General features: G+C 74.4%; 22 protein-coding genes. 10 read left to right on the top strand and 12 right to left on the bottom strand.

The genetic code is table 11. From position 1 onward, the window contains the following. Positions 1-27: 27 nt before the first annotated feature. Together BLU55_RS17400 and BLU55_RS17395 are read right to left on the bottom strand one after the other, a co-directional pair. Positions 28-300: a hypothetical protein gene (locus BLU55_RS17400; RefSeq protein ID WP_172833932.1), complete on the bottom strand. Its 273-nt coding sequence runs from the start codon at positions 298-300 to the stop codon at positions 28-30. Between the two features lie 49 nt (positions 301-349). Beyond that, entirely contained in the window at positions 350-784 is a 435-nt protein-coding gene (locus tag BLU55_RS17395) for a molybdenum cofactor biosynthesis protein MoaE (RefSeq protein WP_091732328.1), read from the bottom strand. Positions 785-879: 95 nt separating this feature from the next. On the opposite strand from BLU55_RS17395, the gene BLU55_RS17390 reads away from it, so the two are divergent. Both BLU55_RS17390 and BLU55_RS17385 read left to right on the top strand, forming a co-directional pair. Then, positions 880-2256, top strand: a complete 1377-nt coding sequence (locus tag BLU55_RS17390; RefSeq protein WP_091732326.1) for a zinc-dependent metalloprotease — start codon at positions 880-882, stop codon at positions 2254-2256. After that, a complete protein-coding gene (locus tag BLU55_RS17385) occupies positions 2253-2813 on the top strand; it encodes an NUDIX hydrolase (RefSeq protein WP_091732325.1) in 561 nt (186 codons plus the stop codon). Before BLU55_RS17390 ends, BLU55_RS17385 begins: the two co-directional genes overlap by 4 nt. Here BLU55_RS17385 and BLU55_RS17380 read toward each other — a convergent pair. Continuing rightward, positions 2810-3340 carry a M48 metallopeptidase family protein gene (locus BLU55_RS17380; protein ID WP_231916934.1) on the bottom strand — a complete coding sequence of 177 codons (531 nt, stop codon included), beginning with the start codon at positions 3338-3340 and terminating at the stop codon, positions 2810-2812. The genes BLU55_RS17385 and BLU55_RS17380 overlap by 4 nt on opposite strands. Further along, positions 3337-4380, bottom strand: a complete 1044-nt coding sequence (locus tag BLU55_RS17375; RefSeq protein ID WP_091732323.1) for a PHP domain-containing protein — start codon at positions 4378-4380, stop codon at positions 3337-3339. The genes BLU55_RS17380 and BLU55_RS17375 overlap by 4 nt, the downstream gene beginning before the upstream one ends. A gap of 432 nt (positions 4381-4812) precedes the next feature. On the opposite strand from BLU55_RS17375, the gene kaiC reads away from it, so the two are divergent. The 4 genes from kaiC to BLU55_RS17355 are packed head-to-tail and all read left to right on the top strand — an operon-like array spanning position 4813 to position 8022. Then, on the top strand, positions 4813-6534 hold the full coding sequence (kaiC, locus tag BLU55_RS17370; RefSeq protein WP_197681032.1) for a circadian clock protein KaiC: 1722 nt from the start codon (positions 4813-4815) through the stop codon (positions 6532-6534). Beyond that, positions 6531-6872 (top strand): circadian clock KaiB family protein, encoded by a 342-nt coding sequence (locus BLU55_RS17365; protein ID WP_091732319.1) that lies wholly within the window; start codon positions 6531-6533, stop codon positions 6870-6872. The genes kaiC and BLU55_RS17365 overlap by 4 nt, the downstream gene beginning before the upstream one ends. Continuing rightward, positions 6869-7639: a PAS domain S-box protein gene (locus tag BLU55_RS17360; RefSeq protein WP_091732317.1), complete on the top strand. Its 771-nt coding sequence runs from the start codon at positions 6869-6871 to the stop codon at positions 7637-7639. The genes BLU55_RS17365 and BLU55_RS17360 overlap by 4 nt, the downstream gene beginning before the upstream one ends. Then, positions 7636-8022, top strand: a complete 387-nt coding sequence (locus BLU55_RS17355; protein WP_091732315.1) for a response regulator transcription factor — start codon at positions 7636-7638, stop codon at positions 8020-8022. The genes BLU55_RS17360 and BLU55_RS17355 overlap by 4 nt, the downstream gene beginning before the upstream one ends. Positions 8023-8034: 12 nt before the next feature. On the opposite strand, the gene BLU55_RS17350 is transcribed toward BLU55_RS17355, so the two are convergent. Next, positions 8035-8877, bottom strand: coding sequence for an enoyl-CoA hydratase/isomerase family protein (locus tag BLU55_RS17350; protein ID WP_091732313.1), 843 nt, complete (start codon positions 8875-8877; stop codon positions 8035-8037). A 181-nt stretch (positions 8878-9058) separates the two neighbouring features. Here BLU55_RS17350 and BLU55_RS19670 point away from each other — a divergent pair, with 181 nt between their 5' ends. The 3 genes from BLU55_RS19670 (at position 9059) to BLU55_RS17335 (ending at position 11638) form a co-directional block, all read left to right on the top strand. After that, positions 9059-9217 carry a DUF5679 domain-containing protein gene (locus tag BLU55_RS19670; protein ID WP_091734176.1) on the top strand — a complete coding sequence of 53 codons (159 nt, stop codon included), beginning with the start codon at positions 9059-9061 and terminating at the stop codon, positions 9215-9217. Positions 9218-9348: 131 nt separating this feature from the next. Continuing rightward, a complete protein-coding gene (locus BLU55_RS17340; protein ID WP_091732312.1) occupies positions 9349-10263 on the top strand; it encodes a hypothetical protein in 915 nt (304 codons plus the stop codon). A 40-nt stretch (positions 10264-10303) separates the two neighbouring features. Beyond that, a complete protein-coding gene (locus BLU55_RS17335) occupies positions 10304-11638 on the top strand; it encodes an ABC1 kinase family protein (RefSeq protein ID WP_091734174.1) in 1335 nt (444 codons plus the stop codon). A 22-nt stretch (positions 11639-11660) separates the two neighbouring features. On the opposite strand, the gene BLU55_RS19665 is transcribed toward BLU55_RS17335, so the two are convergent. The 5 genes from BLU55_RS19665 to BLU55_RS17315 all read right to left on the bottom strand — a co-directional run bounded on the left by BLU55_RS19665 (position 11661) and on the right by BLU55_RS17315 (position 15147). Beyond that, positions 11661-11834, bottom strand: coding sequence for a hypothetical protein (locus BLU55_RS19665; protein ID WP_172833931.1), 174 nt, complete (start codon positions 11832-11834; stop codon positions 11661-11663). 94 nt (positions 11835-11928) lie between these two features. Further along, entirely contained in the window at positions 11929-12135 is a 207-nt protein-coding gene (locus BLU55_RS17330) for a hypothetical protein (RefSeq protein WP_091732311.1), read from the bottom strand. An 86-nt stretch (positions 12136-12221) separates the two neighbouring features. Continuing rightward, on the bottom strand, positions 12222-12512 hold the full coding sequence (locus BLU55_RS17325; RefSeq protein ID WP_091732309.1) for a WhiB family transcriptional regulator: 291 nt from the start codon (positions 12510-12512) through the stop codon (positions 12222-12224). 139 nt (positions 12513-12651) lie between these two features. Further along, on the bottom strand, positions 12652-12903 hold the full coding sequence (locus BLU55_RS17320) for a hypothetical protein (protein ID WP_091732308.1): 252 nt from the start codon (positions 12901-12903) through the stop codon (positions 12652-12654). 150 nt (positions 12904-13053) lie between these two features. After that, positions 13054-15147, bottom strand: a complete 2094-nt coding sequence (locus BLU55_RS17315; protein ID WP_091732306.1) for an ATP-dependent helicase — start codon at positions 15145-15147, stop codon at positions 13054-13056. Positions 15148-15256: 109 nt separating this feature from the next. On the opposite strand from BLU55_RS17315, the gene BLU55_RS17310 reads away from it, so the two are divergent. Next, a complete protein-coding gene (locus BLU55_RS17310) occupies positions 15257-15487 on the top strand; it encodes a mycoredoxin (RefSeq protein WP_091734172.1) in 231 nt (76 codons plus the stop codon). Positions 15488-15508: 21 nt separating this feature from the next. On the opposite strand, the gene nudC is transcribed toward BLU55_RS17310, so the two are convergent. Next, entirely contained in the window at positions 15509-16429 is a 921-nt protein-coding gene (gene nudC / locus BLU55_RS17305; protein WP_091732305.1) for an NAD(+) diphosphatase, read from the bottom strand. 10 nt (positions 16430-16439) lie between these two features. Further along, positions 16440-18398, bottom strand: a complete 1959-nt coding sequence (locus BLU55_RS17300) for a M3 family metallopeptidase (protein ID WP_091732304.1) — start codon at positions 18396-18398, stop codon at positions 16440-16442. Positions 18399-18424 lie beyond the last annotated feature (26 nt).

The following is an 18424-nucleotide window of genomic DNA, read 5'->3' as shown; positions in this document are numbered from 1 at the left end:
ACCCTTTCACCCGTCGGCAAGCGGCGATCAGGCGGAGCGGCGGGTCTCCTCCGCGGCGTGGGCGCGCGCCGGCTCCTGGGAGGGCCGCACGGCGATGCCGGTGCTGCGGTCGCGGACCGGTCGCGGCGGCGTCTGGCGAGCCCGCGTGGGCAGCTCGCGCAGGATCGCGGCGGCGAAGCGCTCCTGGGCGGCCTCGGAGCGGTCGGGGGCCGTCGAGCGGGCCCGGCCCAACCAGCCGACCCAGACCATGGCGCCCGCGGTCACCAGGACGGGGGGCAGCCACCAGAGCAGGATCTCCACCCCTCCATGGTGGCCCGCACGCCTCGTCGCGGGCCGCAGGACACGCGGCCTACGGCGTGCCGACCCACTCGTCGTTGCCGTCGCTGAAGACCTGGTGCTTCCAGACCGGCACCTGGGCCTTGAGCCGGTCGATGAGGGCCCGGGACGCGTCGTAGGCCTGCCCGCGGTGGGCGGCGGAGGCGGCGACGAGCACGGCGGTGTCGCCCACCTCGAGGTGGCCGACCCGGTGCACGGCTGCCAGCGCCACCACCTCGAAGTCGCGGGCCACGCCCTCGGCGACCTCGCGGAGCCGCTCGAGCGCCGAGGGGTGGGCGGAGTAGTCGAGGTGGTCGACCTGCTCGCCGCCGTCGTGGTCGCGCACCACGCCCACGAACAGGTTGACGCCGCCGGCCGTCGGGTCGTCGACCGCCGCGAGCACCTCGGTGGCGTCCAGGGGGGTCTCGCGCAGGTCGAGCAGCCGGATGACGGGCGTCGCGGAGGTCACCGGCGCAGGGTAGCCCCCGCGTGCCGGGTTGCGCCGAGGGCGAACAGCCCCGCTCGCACAGGCGACGCTCAGACTCGAGCGGTAATTTGGGGGGCATGACCAACAACCCCGGCGGTCCCGACGACAACCCCTTCAAGGGCACCCCGTTCGAGCAGATCTTCAACGCGCTCGGCGGCGGCCCCGGCGGCCAGCAGGGCGGACCCGGCGCCGCGGGGGCGGGCGGCCTCGGCGGCATGCCCGACCTGTCGGCCCTGATGGGCCAGATGCAGGCCATGATGGCGCCGTACGACGGCCCGGTGAACTGGGCCCTCGCCACCGACATCGCCCGCAAGACCTCCGCGCAGGAGCCCGACCCGAGCCCCGACCGCCAGGACCAGACCCGCGTGGCCGACGCGCTGCGGCTGGCCGACCACTGGCTCGACAGCGCCACGGTGCTGCCCTCGGGGGTCACCACGACCGCCGCCTGGAGCCGGGCGGAGTGGATCGAGCAGACCACCGCGGTGTGGCGGGTCCTCGTGGAGCCGGTCGCCGAGCACGTCGTCGGCGCCATGGGCAAGGCGATGCCCGAGGAGGCCCGGGCGATGGCCGGCCCGCTCATCGGCATGCTCGGCAAGGCCGGCGGGGCGATGTTCGGCAGCCAGGTCGGCTCGGCCCTGGGCGGCCTGGCCGGCGAGGTGCTCTCGGCCAGCGACATCGGGTTGCCCCTGGGGCCGGCCGGCAAGGCCGCGCTGCTGCCCCACAACCTGCGGGCCTTCGCCGAGGGCCTCGACGTCACCGAGGACGACGTCTTCCTCTACGTCTCGCTGCGCGAGGCCGCCCACCAGCGGCTCTTCGCCCACGTGCCGTGGCTGCGCGCCCACCTGATCTCGGCCGTGGAGGACTTCGGCCGCGGCGTCACCATCGACGTCTCCGGCATCGAGCAGGCGATGGGCCAGCTCGACCCCACCAACATGGAGGCGATGCAGGAGGCCCTGCAGGGCGGTCTCTTCGAGCCCCAGCAGACCCCCCAGCAGAAGGCCGCCCTGGTCCGCCTCGAGACCACGCTCGCGCTCGTCGAGGGCTGGGTCGACGAGGTCGTCGGCCTCGCCACCGCCGAGCGGATGCCCGCCGCCTCCAAGATGCAGGAGGCCTTCCGCCGCCGTCGTGCCGCCGGCGGTCCCGCCGAGGAGACCTTCGCCGCGCTGGTGGGCCTCGAGCTGCGTCCGCGCCGGCTGCGCGACGCCTCCACGCTGTGGGGCTCGCTGCGCTCGCGCCAGGGCAACGAGGCCCGCGACGCCGTCTGGGCCCACCCCGACCTGCTGCCCACCGCGGCCGACCTCGACGACCCGCTGGGCTTCCGCGAGGACCTCGCCGAGCCTGCCGAGCTGAGCGACGAGGACTTCGACCGCGAGCTCGGCCAGCTGCTCGACGGCGACCAGCCGCAGGACCCCGACGGCCCCGGGGACGACGACGAGGGGTCCCCGAGGGCGTGAGCCTGCACGCGGAGGCGACGACGCTGCTCACCGGCTGGGTCGCCCCGACGCCGGCCCAGGAGCAGGACCGGCGCGACTACCTCGACCACCTGGCCGTGCACCCGGGAGGGGCGTGGCGCTCCTGCTTCCCGGCCCACCTCACGGCCGGGGCGCTGGTCGTCAGCCACGACGGCCGGCACGTGCTGCTCAACCTGCACCGCAAGGCGCAGCGGTGGTTCCACTTCGGCGGCCACCTCGAGCCCGACGACCCGACGCTGGTCGCCGCGGCGCTGCGCGAGGCCCGGGAGGAGTCGGGCCTGACCGGGCTCCAGGTCGACCCCGAGCCGCTGCACCTGTCGCGCCACGAGGTCGCCTTCTGCGACCCGCGGGGTCCGGTCCAGCACCTCGACGTGCGCTTCCTGGCGCGTGCCGACGCGCGCGCGGTCCCCCGGGTCAGCGACGAGTCGCTCGACGTCCGCTGGTTCGCCGTCGACGCGCTGCCGACGCAGGACGCCGACATGGTCGAGATGGTGGCGCTGGCGCAGGAGCGCGCCCGACGCACCCCGGCGACCTCCTAGCCCTCCACCTCGCGGGGCACGGTCGCGTCGACGTGCGAGACGCCCTCGAGGAAGCCCTTGGCCCTCTCCGCGCGGGGGTGGGCGTCGACCAGGGCCCAGAAGCTCGGTCCGTGGTGGGGCTCGACCAGGTGGGCCAGCTCGTGGAGCAGCACGTAGTCGACGACCCAGGCGGGCATCCCCCGCAGCCGCTCCGAGAGCCGGATCTCACCGGTGGTGGTGGTGCACGACGCCCACCGGCTCGTCATGGTGTCGACCCACCGCACGGACGTGGGGCGGGTGCCGGCGGGCAGGTAGGTCGCGGCCAGCTCGGCGCTGCGCCGCTCGAGGTCGTCGTCGCCGCGCCGCTTGCGGCGCTCGGAGCGCTCGAGGCGGCCGAGCATGGTGGCCACCCACTGCTCCTCCTCCGCCCGGCTGAACCGGTCGGGGATCATCACGATCACCCGGCCGTCGCGCTGGTACGCCGAGACGGTGCGCGTGCGCCGGCGCGAGCGGCGTACCTCCACGGGCACGTCAGGCGGGCCGCTCACGGGTTGGCCCAGGCCAGGAGCCGCTCGACCGGCCAGGTGTTGACGATGCGCTCGGGCTCCAGCCCCAGCTCCTCGGCGCGGGCACACCCGTGGACCTGGAAGTCGAGCTGGCCCGGGGCGTGGGCGTCGCTGTCGATGGAGAACAGGCAGCCGAGGTCCATCGCGAGCTGCAGCAGCCGGGTCGGCGGGTCGCGACGCTCGGGCCGGGCGTTGATCTCCACCGCGGTGCCGCTCTCGGCGCAGGCGGTGAAGACCTGCTCGGCGTCGAACTGCGACTGCGCGCGGGTGCCGCGGCTGCCGGTGACCAGCCGCCCGGTGCAGTGGCCCAGGACGTTGGTCAGCGGGTTGCGCACGGCCGCGACCATCCGCCGGGTCATGGCCTCCGGCTCCATGGCCAGCTTGGAGTGGACCGAGGCGACCCGCACGTCGAGGCGTCCGAGCATCTCGTCGGTCTGGTCGAGCGCGCCGTCGTCGAGGATGTCGACCTCGATGCCCCGGAGCAGGCGGAAGCCGGCACCGGTCTGTGCCAGGTGCTCGGTGACGGCGTCGACCACCTCCAGCTGGCGCCCCAGCCGGGCGGCGGAGAGCCCGTTGGCCACCTTGAGGCGGGGCGAGTGGTCGGTCAGCACCAGGTAGTCGTGACCGAGCTCGAGCGCGGTGAAGGCCATCTCCTCGATCGGGGAGCCGCCGTCGGACCAGTCGCTGTGGGAGTGCAGGTCGCCGCGCAGCGCCGCGCGCACCTGCTCCCCGCCCTCGACGAGAGGACCCCCGGTCTCGCGCTCCAGGGTCGCCAGCCGCTCGGAGGTGCGTCCCGCCACGGCGGCCTCGATGACCTCGGCCGTGGCCGCACCGATGCCGGGGAGCTCCCGGAGCGTGCCCGCCTCGACCCGCTGCGCGACCTCGTCGCCGAGCGGCAGGATCGTGGCGGCCGCCGCCCGGAAGGCCTTCACCTTGTAGGTCTCGGCCCGGCTTCGCTCCAGCAGGAAGGCGATCCGTCGCAGCGCCTCGACCGGGCCCGGTGAGCTGTTGGCGGCATCCACCCGCCGATCATCCCTCCCGGCACCGACACCCGCACCCCGGAGGCCCACCGGCCGAGGCCGACCCGCGGTTCCCGGGCCCGCGATCTCCACAGGCACGCCGGTGTCGTCCACGTCGTCCACACCGTCCTCCACACGTCGTCCACAGGTTTGTCCACAGGCGGTGCACAACCGCGGCACCACCTGCGCCGCCGACGTTGACCAACACACCGGCGGAGCCGTAGCGTGCGGCGCAGAAGGGGCCCTCGAGACCCACTTCTGCGTTCGCAAGGGGAAGGCAAGCGCAGCGGTGCTCTCGGGGGCCCCGTCTGCGCGTCCGGGCCCGCGACGGACGATTGTCGGGCGGGTTCCTCGTCAAAGTGCCGCGCTCGCCGCATCGACAAGGAAGACTGCGCGGGTGGGTCCGGTGACGCAATGAGTGAAGGAAGTGACGACGTGAGCACCTCTGGGAGTGGTGTGGCGAGCCTGGAGAAGTGCCCCAGCGGCATCTCCGGCCTCGACGACATCACCAACGGCGGTCTCCCGCGTGGGCGCCCGACCCTCGTCGCGGGCTCCGCGGGCGCCGGCAAGACCCTCTTCGGGATCGAGTTCCTGGTGCGCGGGGCCACGGACCACGGCGAGCCCGGGGTGCTGCTCGCCTTCGAGGAGGACGCCGCCGACATCGCGACCAACGTCGCCTCGCTCGGCTTCGACCTCCCCCAGCTCGAGGCCGACGGCCTGCTGGCGATCGACTCCTTCCACCTCGACCCGGCCGACTTCGTCGAGGCCGGGCAGTTCGACCTCACCGGCCTGTTCCTCCGGCTCCAGCTCGCGGTCGACTCGATCGGGGCCAAGCGGGTCGTGCTCGACACCATCGAGGTGCTCTTCGCCGCCCTGCCCAACCACGCCGTGGTCCGCAGCGAGCTGAGCCGCCTCTTCCGGTGGCTCAAGGAGCGCGACCTCACCGTCGTCATCACCGGCGAGCGCGGCGGGGGCACCGACCAGCTCACCCGGATCGGCATCGAGGAGTTCGTCTCCGACTGCGTCGTCGTGCTCGACCACCGCGTCGAGGACGGCCTGTCGACGCGGCGGATGCGCATCACCAAGTACCGCGGCTCGCTGCACGGCACCAACGAGTACCCCTTCCTCATCACCGCCCGCGGCCTGACCGTCGTGCCCATCACCTCGATGGGCCTGACCTACGAGGCGTCCGAGGAGCGGGTCTCGACCGGCGTCCCCGAGCTCGACGGGATGCTCGCGGGCGGCGTCTACCGCGGCTCGGCGATGATGATCAGCGGCTCCGCCGGCACCGGCAAGACGAGCATCGGCGCCGCGATGGCGGCAGCCGCCTGCGCCCAGGGCGAGCGGGTGCTCTTCGTGTCCTTCGAGGAGTCGCCGCTCCAGCTGGTGCGCAACATGCGCTCGATCGGCATCGACCTGCGGCGCTGGGTCGACGCCGGGCTGCTGCACCTGCACTCCGTGCGGGCCACGGCGTTCGGGCTGGAGGAGCACCTGGCCCAGCTCCACCGCCTGCTGGACGAGGTGGACCCGGCCCTGGCCGTCCTCGACGCCGTCGTGAGCCTGGGCCGCAGCGGCACCCAGGACCAGACCGCCTCGGTCCTGGCCCGCGACCTCGACCTGCTCAAGAGCCGTGGCGTGACCTCGGTGATGACGACCCTGACCCGCGGCTCCGCCGCCGAGAGCAGCGAGGTCGAGATCTCCTCGCTGGTCGACACCTGGCTGCTGCTGCGCAACCAGGAGTCCAACGGCGAGCGCAACCGGCTGATGTTCGTCATCAAGAGCCGCGGCACCTCCCACTCCAACCAGGTGCGCGAGTTCGTCCTGACCGACGACGGCCCCCGCCTGCTGGAGGTGTACGTCGGACCGCAGGGCGTGCTCACCGGCTCGGCCCGCCTCGAGCAGGCCGGTCGCGACGAGAGCGCGCAGCGGCTGCGCGTGGAGGAGCAGGAGCGCCGCCGTCGCGCCCTGGCCCAGCGGACGGCCGCCGTCGAGGCCCAGATCGCGACCCTGCGGGCCGAGCTCGAGGCCGAGGCCGACGAGCTCGACCACCTGGTCGCGGACGACGCGGCCTACACCTCCGGCGACGACGAGGCCCGCACCTCGGTCGCCCGGCACCGCAACCGGATGGACTCCTCCCCGACTGGAGCGCGACGATGAGCCAGACCTGGGGCTTCGGCGAGCCCACCGCCGAGGCGGACGCCGACGGCCAGATGTTCGACCTGCGGCTCTACGTCGCGGGCCAGTCGCCCCGCTCGGTGCGCGCGGTCGAGAACCTGCGCAAGGTGTGCGACGAGCACCTCGCCGGTCGCTACCGTGTCGAGGTGATCGACCTGCTGGTCAACCCGGCCCTGGCGCGCGGCGACGAGATCGTCGCGGTGCCCACGCTGGTGCGCAAGCTGCCCGACCCGATCCGCAAGATCATCGGCGACCTCTCCGACACCGACAAGGTGCTGGTGGGCCTGCAGCTGCGCGTGCCCGACGGGAGCGGCACGTGAGCGCCGGCCCCGGTCCCGCGCACGACGAGCCCGACCTCGAGGAGCTGCGCCAGCAGGTGGCCTACCTGCAGCGCAGCCTCGCGGCCATCGGCGGCGGCGCCGGTGTGGACGCCGTGGTGCTGGGCGAGGAGGACCACGAGCAGGTCTACACGCTGACCAGCGCCGACCGGCCCTACCGCGTCATCGTGGAGAACATGGGCGAGGGCGCGGTGACGGTCTCGGAGAACGGCGTGGTGCTCTACGCCAACCCCCAGATCGCCGACTTCCTCGGCGTCGACCGCAACAGCATGGCCGGGCGCGACATCACCGACTACGTCTCGATGGAGCAGCTGCCGGTCCTGGCCGACCTGCTCATGGGGCGCGAGACCGGCACCCGCCGGGCCGAGCTGACCGTGCCGCGCTCCGACGGGTCGGAGGTGCCCACGCTCGTGGCCGCCACCGACCTCGACGTCGAGGGCGTCACCGTGCGCTGCCTCGTCTTCACCGACCTCACCATGCAGAAGCTCGTCGAGCAGAAGGTCGCCGACGACTCCGCGCGCGCCGAGCGGATGCTCGTGGCCGCGGAGGTCAACGACACCATCGTGCAGGGCCTGGTGGCCGCCGAGATGGCGCTCGACCTCGGGCAGACCGACTTCGCCCGGAGCCTGGTGGCCCGCACCTCGAGCCACGCCCGCCACTGGATCGGCGAGCTGGCCGGGGGCCAGTCGGTCGAGCCCGGCACCGCCGTACGACGCGCACCCGCTCGCACCGGGACGGAGACACCATGACCGGAGCCCTCAACGTGATGGTCGTCGACGACTCCGACGACCTCCGCGACCTCATCAGCATGGTGATCCGTCGCCACCCCGACGGCTGGCGCGTGGTCGCCACCGCCACCGAGGGCCGCGAGGCCGTCGACGAGGCCCGGGCCAACCAGCCCGACCTGGTCCTGCTCGACATCGCGATGCCCGTGATGGACGGGATGGAGGCGCTGCCCCTGATCCGCGAGGCCGCCCCGGAGGCCCTGGTGGTGATGCTCTCGGGCTACCCCTTCGAGACGGCCGGGCCCGGCGCGATCGACGCCGGCGCCCACGGCTACCTGGAGAAGTCGGACCTGGTGAGGAGCCTGATCCCCCGCCTCGAGCAGATCATCGGCGACCGCGCCTGCTGACCCGCCGCGGCCTCACCGGCCGCGGAACACCGGGTCGCGCTTCTCCCGGGCCGCCCGGATGCCCTCCTGCAGGTCCTCGGTGGCCAGGGTGATCGGCTGGGCCATCGCCTCCCACTGCACGCAGGCCTCGAGGTCGGGGTGGCCCGAGCGCAGCGCGAGCGTGGTCAGCTTGCTGGCGATCGGGGCGGTGGCCGCGATCTCCTCGGCGACCTGCTGCACGGCGGCGGCCAGCTCCTCGCGGGGCAGCACCCGGGAGACCAGGCCCAGCCGCACGGCCTCCTCGCCCTGCACCAGGCGCCCGGTGAGCAGCAGCTCGCGGGCGTGCGCGCGGCCGACCACGTCGGGGAAGAGGTAGGTCGAGGCCATGCCGGGGTTCATCCCGAGCTTGACGAACGGCGCCCCCAGCTTGGCCCCCTCGGCGGCGTAGCGCAGGTCGCAGGCCAGCGCGACGCACAGCCCCGCGCCGATGGCGGCGCCGTTGACCGCCGCGATCGTGGGCACCTCCAGCGAGCGGATGTCGAGCCAGGCGCGGTAGAAGGCGATCATCCGCGTGCGCAGCCGGTCGACGCCCGCGTCGGGCTCGCTGGCGATCCAGCTGGTGTCGCCGCCGGAGCAGAACGCGCTGCCCTCGCCGGTCACCACCACCACGCGCACCGAGTCGTCGGCGCGCACCTGGTCGAGCGCGGTGGTCCACGACTCCGTCATGGGGGCGGACATGGCGTTGCGCTGGTCGGGGTTGTCGAGCACCAGCCTCACCACCCCCGGCGCCGGGCGCTCCACGCGCAGGTGGGGCAGGGCGGTGGTGGACCCGGCGGAGGCGGCGGAGGCGGCGGACGGGAGCGGCTGGTCAGGCATGCGCCGGAGGCTACCGGGGCGGCGTGGGGCGGCGCAGGGACGCCGGGGACACGCTGGGCGCCCGCATCGCCCCTGGACGGTGGCGAGCACCGGTGTGGACTAGGGTCGAGCGAGGTCCGGGCACCGGACCCCGGCGGGCCCCACCACCCGCCGACACGAGCCAAGAATGAAGGAGGCCGTCATGGCAGAGACCTGGAGCGGCGAGTTCTACTGCGTGAAGTGCAAGGAGAAGCGTGAGGCGGACGGCGAGGTCAAGGTGAACGACAAGGGCACCCGCATGGCCAAGGCCGTGTGCCCCGTCTGCGGCACCAACCTCAACCGCATCCTGGGCAAGGCCTGACCGCCTGGCACCACCTGGTCGATCGACCACGCAACGGCGGGACCCCTCCACGGGGGCCCGCCGTTCGCCGTTCCCGGGGGCCTGTGGACGACGGATTCGGCCCGGTCCCGCACCGCGCCTAGCGTGCCCGCATGACCGCGCGCGACCCCGGCCCCGGCCCGCTCCCGAGCCCCGCTCCCACCCCTGGTCCGACCTCCGGTCCGCTCCCCGCGCTGGCGCTCGCGCCCGGGCTGCGCGTCGTGCGTCGCGGCCGCTCGCAGCTCCAGGTCGGCCTCGACCCCGACCGCCGGGTGGTGCTCCCCCGCACGCCCGGCGTGCAGGACGTGCTGCGCCGCCTGGCCGAGCGTCGCCCGCTCGCCCCGGGCCCGACCACCGAGCGGGTGCTGGAGCGGCTGCGCGAGCGCGACTGCCTGCGGCCGGCCGCGTCGCCCGCGGTCGCCGAGGTGGCGCTGCTGGCCGACCTGCCCGACGGGGGTCGGTTGCTCGACGACCTCGTCGCCGGCTCCGCGTCGCTGCGGGTGACGGCCTGGCCCCACGAGGCCGACGTCGTGGTCGTGGTCGCGGCCGGGGAGCTCGACCGCGCGGTGCTCGACCCGCTCGTGCGGGCCTCGCGCCCCCACCTGGTGCTGCGGCTGCTCGACGGCGGCGCCGTGCTGGGGCCCTTCGTCGACCCGGGGCGCACCGCCTGCCTGCGCTGCGTCGACGCCCACCGCACCCTGGCCGATCCCGACCACCCCGCCGTCACCGACCGCTACGTCGAGGCCGGCACCCGGCCGCGCCCGGACGCGGCCGACGACCTCGTCGACCGGCCGCTGCTGGCCCTGGTGTCGGCGTGGGCCGTGCGCGACGTGGTGGCCCACGCGGCGGGCCGCGAGCCGAGCAGCTGGTCCACCGAGCGGTGGTGGCACCCCGGCAGCACGGAGCCCGAGGTGCGCCCGTGGAGCCGCCACCCGGCGTGCGGCTGCGCCTGGAGCGCGACCTGGCCCGAGGAGCTTCGCGACGACGTCCCCGCGGATACCCACAGGTCGGGCACCATGGAGGCATGACTGCGTGCCGCACCACCCGCCCCGTCCGGTCGCGGCGGCGATGAGCGAGCTGCCCCGTCGCGCCGTGCGTCGCACCGCCCGGCTCGCCGCCCTCCCCCTGGGGTACGCCGGCCGCACCGCACTCGGTCTCGGCAAGCGGATCGGCGGCGCCCCCGCCGAGACGGTGCTGAGCGAGGTCCAGCAGCGCACCGCCGAGCAGCTGTTCCGCACCCTCGGCGAGCTCAAGGGCGGCGCCATGAAGTTCGGGCAGGCGATGTCGGTCTTCGAGGCCGCGCTGCCCGAGGAGCTGGCGGGCCCCTACCGCGAGCAGCTGACCAAGCTGCAGGACTCCGCTCCCCCGATGCCGACGATGACCGTGCGCGAGATCCTCACCCGCGAGCTCGGCGCCGACTGGAAGCAGCACCTCGTCGAGCTCGACCCGGTGCCCGCCGCCGCGGCCTCCATCGGCCAGGTCCACCGCGGCACCTGGTCCGACGGGCGCGCGGTGGCCGTCAAGGTGCAGTACCCCGGCTCCGCCGAGGCGCTCACCTCCGACCTGCGCCAGCTCTCCCGCGTCGCCCGCGGCCTGGGCCCCCTGGTGCCCGGGCTCGACGTGAAGGCCCTCATCACCGAGGTCCAGGCCCGCGCGGTCGAGGAGCTCGACTACCAGCTCGAGGCGCAGGCCCAGCGCGCCTTCGCCGCGGAGTTCCGCGACGACCCGCGCGTGGTCGTGCCGGACGTGGTGGCCGACGCCGGCACGGTCCTGGTGACCGAGTGGATGGACAGCGAGGCCTCGCTCGCCCAGGTCATCCGCGAGGGCTCCCAGGAGCAGCGCGACCACTTCGGCGAGCTGTTCCTGCGGTTCATGTTCGACGCCCCCCGGCGCACCGGCCTGCTGCACGCCGACCCGCACCCCGGCAACTTCCGCGTCGTGCCGGACCCCGACGGCCAGGGGCCGGGCCGCCTCGGCGTGCTCGACTACGGCGCCGTCGCACGGCTGCCCGAGGGCGGTCTCCCCGCCTCGATGGGCGAGCTGATCCGCCTGATGCTCCAGGAGGACTACTCCGAGCTGGTCGCCACGCTGCGCCGCGAGGGGTTCATCCGCGACAAGATCCGGCTCGAGCCCGAGCTGCTGCGCACCTACCTGGCGCCGTTCACCGAGCCGGCCAGCCAGCCCGAGTTCCACTTCAGCCGCTCCTGGATGCAGGAGCAGTTCAAGCGGGCCAGCGACCCCCGCAGCGAGGCGTACGCCGTGGCGCTCAGGCTGAACCTGCCGCCGTCGTACATGCTCATCCACCGGACCTTCGCCGGGGGCATCGGCGTGCTCTCGCAGCTGGAGGCGACGGTGCCGTTCCGTCGCATCCTCGAGGAGTCGCTGCCCGGCTTCGACGCCTGAGCGCGGCCGGGTCGGCGGTGGCTCACCACCACTCGGAGTCGAGCTTGCCCTCCATCGCGCGCAGGTGACGGCGCGAGCAGACCTCGCAGAACACCCGGCGCTCGCCGCGCTCGACGGCGGTGGTCCACGTCAGGGGCACCGTCCCACCCTCGACGGAGGTGCCGCAGAGGTCGCACGTGGTCCGCAGGGCGTCCATGGCGCCACCCTAGGACCCCCGGACGTGCACGAGCCCCGGGAAGGGACGTCCTTCCCGGGGCTCGTGGCTCCCGGTGCTGCTGGTCGTGGTCGGGTCAGAGGACCTGGGCGACGGCGACGCGCGCCCGCGAGGCGGCCCGCTCGGCCCGGGCGGTGACCCGCTCGGCCCGCTGCGAGAGCCTCTCGGCCCGGCGCTGCAGCCGCTGGGCGGCGGCGACGCGACCGGCGCGACGACACTGCTCGGCCTCGGACCGGCGAGCAGCGTGCTGCTCCCGGACGAGCTCGATCGAGGTGGTGCTCATGGTGCTGCTCCTGGTGGTCGGTGGTGCGTGGGTTCATGGGGTGCTGGTCGGGTGGATCATCGGGTCGGGCTCCTCGGGTCGGTGGGTCAGGCGGCCGTGACGACGGCGTCCTTGCGGGGACGGCCACGGGGGCGCTTGCGCGGGATCACCGCTCCCTGCAGGAACAGCTCGCCGCCCCACACCCCCCACGGCTCGCGCCGCTCGAGCGCGCTGGCGAGGCAGGCCGTGCGGACCGGACAGGTCTGGCACAGCGCCTTGGCCAGCTCGACGTCGGCCGGGGACTCCGCGAAGTACAGCTCGGGGTCCTCGCGGTGGCACGGCAGCGCCGCCTCGTCGATCTCCCGGTGCTCGGACCGGTCGACAACGTGGGTGTTCATGTTCACCTCCTCGTGAACTCATGTCCTGCGTCTGGCTGGTTGCTCCGCGACGGATGAGTCTCGTGCCCGGGATGCACGAAGGCCGCGGAATCCCGGTGGGGGTTCCGCGGCCTCGAGGCTGCCGATCTGAGCCGGTGGCTCAGGTGATCGGTGGACTCGGGGGGCGAAGACCCAGGGGTGCGCCGATGGCGCTCATGACCGGGGTGACCTCGAAGGTCGGGGTGGCGTCGACGCGCCGACGGGCGCCGTCCTGCAGGCCCAGCTCGGGGCCCTGCTCGAGAACCTTCTCGAGACGGAGTCCTCCCACGACCGCGTCGAAGACGGGTGCGAGCGAGCCGGAGCGCTGAACGGTGCCGGTGGTGGCGCCGGTGGCGGCGTACACGTTCTTCATCTCGCACCTCCTTCGGTCGTCGTGGGCTCGTGGTGCGCCCGGGGCCAGGGTCGGCCGGTGCTCAGCACGGTAGTGCGCCCTCTCGCGGGGGCGCAAACGATTTATCGCAGAGATTTCGCGACCGGGTCCGGGACGGCCCGGGACGGGGGCTCAGGCCAGCAGGCCGAGCAGCTCGTCGGCGTACTTGTCGAGCTTCGCGCGACCGATGCCGTTGATGCCCTGGAGACCGGCCCGGTCGCGGGGCCGGACCTCGGCCAGGGCCTCCAGCGTGGCGTCGGAGAAGACCACGAAGGCAGGCACGCTCTCGGCGTCGGCCTGCTCCTTGCGCCACGCCTTGAGGACGTCGTAGAGCGCCTCGTCGTAGGGCACCGGGCACTGCGAGCAGTAGCCCCGGTTGCGCTCGCGGGAGGTCGCCAGCGGGGTCTGGCACTGCTGGCACACCGCGGCCCGCTTGGACGCGCGGACGGCGCGGCGGCCCGAGCCGGCGCCGGTGTCGGTCGCCGACGCGGGTCGCAGCCCGGCGAGGAAGCGCGAGGGGGTCCGTCGCGCCTGGCCGCCGGGGTTGCGGGCCAGGGACCACGAGACCCACAGGTGGCGCCGGGCCCGGGTGATGCCGACGTAGAGCAGCCGGCGTTCCTCCTCGACGCCCGCAGGGGTGTCGGCGTGCACGATCGGCATGGCGCCCTCCTGCATCCCGACCAGGAACACGGCGTCCCACTCCAGGCCCTTGGCCGCGTGGATCGTCGCGAGGGTCACCCCCTCGGCGACCGGGGCGTGCTGCTCGTGCGCACGCCGGTCGAGCTCGGCGACGAAGCCGGCCAGGGTGGCCGGCTCGTCGGCCGGTGCGGCCGCGGAGAAGTCGCCCGCCAGCGAGATCAGGGCCTGCATCGACTCCCACCGGTCGCGCGACTTCCCGCGGGCCGCGGGCGCCTGGGCGGTCCAGCCCATGCCCGACAGCACCGCCTGCACCTGGGTCACCAACGCGTCGTCGACCGGGCCGGCGAGCTCGCCGGCCTCCTGCGCCCGCTGGGCCGCCCGCACGTCGCCGCGCAGCAGGGCGGTGGCCTGCCGCACCTCCTGCCGCTCGAAGAACCGCACGGCCCCGCGCACGACGTAGGGGACGCCGGCGGAGGTGAGCGCCTCCTCGAAGACCTCCGACATGGCGTTGATGCGGAAGAGCACGGCCATCTCGCGCAGCGGGACGCCCTGGTCGCGCAGCTGCACCGCGCGGGCGGCGACGGCCTCGGCCTCGGCGACCTCGTCGGGGGCCTCGCGCCAGGTCACCTCGGCCCCGGAGGCCGACTGCGACTGCAGCCGGACGCTGCGGGTGCTGCTGCCCTGGAGCAGGCCGTTGGCCGCGGCGATCACCTGCGGTGTCGAGCGGTAGTTGCGGACCAGCTCGACGCTGGTCGCGCCCGGGAAGCGGGCCGTGAAGTCGGTGAGGAAGCCGGGCTGGGCACCGGCGAAGGAGTAGATGGTCTGGGCGGGGTCGCCGACGACGCAGATCTCGTCGCGACCACCGAGCCACAGGTCGAGCAGCGCGCTCTGGATCGGGCTGACGTCCTGGAACTCGTCGACCACGAACCAGCGGTACTGGCGGCGCACCTCCGCGGCGACCCGCTCGTCCTCGCTCAGCAGCGCCGCCCCGATGAGCAGGACGTCCTCCATGTCCATGCGGCCCTGCTCGCGCTTGAGCTCCTCGTAGCTGGCGAAGACGTGGGCGACGGTGGCGGCGTCCAGGCTGCCGACCGCGCGGCCACGGGCGGGGGCCAGCCGCAGGTAGTCCTCGGGCCGCACGTTGCTGACCTTGGCCCACTCGACCTCGCTCGCGAGGTCGCGCAGCAGGGACTGGTCGACCTCGACCCGGTTGCGCCGGGCGGCCGCGGCCAGCACGGGGACCTTGGAGTCCAGCAGCTGCGGGGGCTCGCCGCCGTAGACCTTGGGCCAGAACCAGCGGACCTGGCGCAGGGCGGCGGAGTGGAAGGTGCGGGCCTGGGTCTGCCCGGCCCCCATCGCGCGCAGCCGCCCGCGCATCTCCCCGGCGGCGCGGGTGGTGAAGGTGACGGCCAGGACCTCGGTGGGCTGGTAGACCCCGGTGGCGACGCCGTAGGCGATCCGGTGGGTCAGCGCCCGGGTCTTGCCGGTGCCGGCTCCGGCCAGGACCCGGACCGGTCCGCGCAGGGCCGTGGCGACCGCGCGCTGCTCGGGATCGAGGGCCGCGAGCAGGTCGTCGGACGAGGCCACGAAATGAACTCCCACTTCTCGGTGTTGCTCTGATCGACCCGAGCCTAGACGCGAGAGAGGACAGCCCGTGAGCGCCCACCAGGACGACCGGACCGGCACCCGATTCACGATGTACAGCACCCCGTGGTGCGGCTACTGCCACCGCCTGCGCGGTCAGCTGGACCGCGAGGGGATCGGCTACGAGGTCGTCGACATCGAGCAGGACCCGTCCGCCGCCGACCTGGTGATGAAGGTCAACAACGGCAACCAGACCGTCCCGACCCTCGTCTACAGCGACGGCTCGGCCCAGACCAACCCCTCGCTGCGCCAGGTCAAGGACAAGCTGGCCGCGCTGGCCTGACCGGGCCCACCACCGGTCGGCTCACCACTGGCCGGGCAGCGTCGCGCCGTACCAGCTCTCGATGAGGGAGCGGGAGATCGAGACGCCGCTCGGCAGCACGACCGTGCCCGCCTCCGCCTCGCTGCGGAGCTCGGCGCGGGTGAACCAGCGGGCGTCCTCGATCTCGCTGCCGTCGACGTCGATGGCGGTGCGGGTGGCGCGACCGGTGAAGCCGATCATCAGGCTCGCCGGGAGCGGCCACGGCTGGCTGCCGAAGTAGGCGACCTCCCCGACCACCACGCCGGTCTCCTCGGCGACCTCGCGGCGCACGGCGTCCTCCATGGTCTCCCCCGGCTCGACGAACCCGGCCAGGGTGGAGAAGCGACCCGCGGGCCAGGCGGGGCTGCGACCGAGCAGCATCCGCTCGTCGTCCGCGCCCGGCTCGCCGTCGGTGACGAGCATGATGACGGCCGGGTCGGTCCGCGGGAACTGGTCGCGGCCGCAGCCCGGGGAGTGCAGCACGTGGCCGGCCTGGCGCGGCTCGAGCACGTCGCCGCAGCGCGGGCAGAACGTCGTCGCCGCGTGCCACTCGGCCATCCCGATGGCGTGCATCACCAGCGGACCGTCGTCGATGGTGTCGTCGACCAGGCCCATCACCACCGAGCGCAGCGCGACCCACTCGTCGGGCTCGCCCGGGGCGTCGGCGGGATCGACGAGCACCGCGAAGTGCTCGACGCCGTCGCGCTCGCCGAGCAGCAGCCGCAGGCCGCCCGTGGGAGCCTGCGCCGAGGGCACCCACACGACCGCGCCGGCGACCGGGCGCAGCCGCGCGCCGGAGATGACGAGCACCCGGGTCGCGGGGTCCTTCCAGCGCTCGTCGAGCCACGTTTCGTCGCGCCGGAGGTCGCCGTGGCGGTCGTGCGCGTGCTGGGACAGGGCGACGTGCGGCAGGGTGCGGTCCACGTCTCGCAGGCTACCGAGCAGGTGTGCCGCTGCCGTCCGCACCGCCCCCCGCCAGCCACCGGGTGAAGGCCGTCGGGTCGTGGGGCCGGCCGAGGAAGGCCTCGACGAGGTCGGCGGCGTCGCGCGAGCCACCCGGCTCCAGCACCTCGCGGCGGTAGCGGGCCGCCACCTCCGGGGCGAACAGGTCGTCGGTGTCGAAGGCCGAGAAGAGGTCCTTCGCGATCACCCGGCTCCACGTGTAGGTGTAGTAGGCCGAGCCGTAGCCGACCAGGTGGCCGAACCCGGTGTGGAAGTGGGTGTCCGGGACCAGCCGGATCAGCGCGTGGCGGCCGAACAGCTCCCCGAGCGCGGCCGTGAGGTCGTCGGGCGGGTCCTGGTGGAAGCCGTGCGAGATCGCGGCGTACCCGAGCTGGGTGCGGGTGGCGAGGGCCTGCCCGAACGCGTCGGCGGCCCGCATCCGCTCCACCAGGTCGGCCGGGATCGGCTCTCCCCCGGCGTCGAGGGCGAAGCCCTGGAGCACCTCGGCGTCCCAGGCCCACTCCTCCAGCAGCTGGGAGGGCGCCTCGACGAAGTCCCACTCGGTGGCCACGCCCGAGAACGCGGCCCACTCGTGGCGACCGGCGAGCACGTGGTGCAGCAGGTGCCCGAACTCGTGGAACAGGGTGACGACGTGGTCGGGCTCCATCAGGCCGCGCGAGAAGTTGCACACCAGGGCGCCCTCGGGCAGCCGCCGGTCGCGCAGGCCGGAGACCAGCGTGAACTGCGCCGCGTGGTTGTACTTGCGCGGTCGCGGGTGCAGGTCGAGGTGCACGCGGCCCAGGCGCTGCCCGGTGGCCTGGTCGACGACGTCGTAGGTGTGCACCTCGTCGTGCCACGTGGGGGCGTCGACGGGGTCGTAGCGCAGCCCGAACAGCCGCCCCGTCACCCCGAGCAGGCCCTCGCGGACCCGCCCGGCGTCGAGGTAGCGGCGCACCTCCTGGGAGTCGACGCCGAAGCGCTGGCGCTTGAGCGTCTCGGTGAGGTGGCGCCACGACGAGTGGTCGACGACCGGCTCCTCGCCGGCGTCCCGGGCGACCTGCTCCAGCTCGGCCAGCTCGGCGCGGCCGGCGACCTCGGTCGCCGCAGCGACGTCCTCGAGGAACGCCGGGATGGCCGCTCCGGTGCCGACCATCTTGACCTCGGCGTCGTACGTCGGCCAGTCGGCGTACCCGACCAGCCGGGCCCGCTCCTGGCGCACGCGCAGCAGCTCCGAGAGGACCACGTCGTTGTCGGGCCAGCCCACCCGGTGCGCCGAGCGGGCGACCTCGCGCCGGGCGTCGGCGTCGCGGGAGTGCGTCAGGAAGGGCAGCGTGTCGGGGTAGTCGGTGCTGACCTCGACGAGCCCGTCGTCGCCGGGTCGGTGGGAGGCGCGGTAGTCCTCGGGCAGGCCGTCGAGCGACGCTGCGGGCACCCGGGTCACCAGCCGCCCCTCGCGCACGGTGCGCTGGAACCGCTGGCCCAGCTCGTCGGCGCGGCGGTCGAGTCCGCGCAGCCGCTCGCGGTCCGGCCCGTCGAGCGCGACCCCGGCGCGGCGCAAGGACCGCAGCGCGTGCTCGAGCACCCGGGCCGCGGCCGGGTCGAGGGCGGACGCGTCGACCGCGTCGAGCCGGGCGAAGACCGCGTCGTCGCGGCGCAGGTCGCCCGCCAGCTCCCGCGCCTCGACCTCGCGTCGCTCGGCGGCCTCGGTGACGGCCGGGTCGGGGTGGACGGCACCCATCAGCGAGGTCAGCGCCAGCACGTCGCCGAGCGCCACTTCTACCTCGTTCCAACGGTGCAGCGCGGCCGGGTCGCCCGGCGCCTCCTCCACCAACCGGGCGGCGTGGGCCCGTGCCTCGGCCAGGCCGGTCGCCGCGCGCTCCTCCACCCAGGGCAGCCAGTCCTGGTCACGGTCGGGCAGCTCGAGCGGGTGCGGGTCGGGGTGGATCGCCATGGCGGGGAGGGTAGCCAGCCGGGCCG

The sequence above is a fragment of the Nocardioides scoriae genome (genome assembly GCF_900104965.1).
Taxonomy (GTDB): Bacteria; Actinomycetota; Actinomycetes; order Propionibacteriales; family Nocardioidaceae; genus Marmoricola; species Marmoricola scoriae.
Note: the sequence above shows the minus strand (reverse complement) of the source record. Positions and strands in the feature narration are given on the sequence as shown.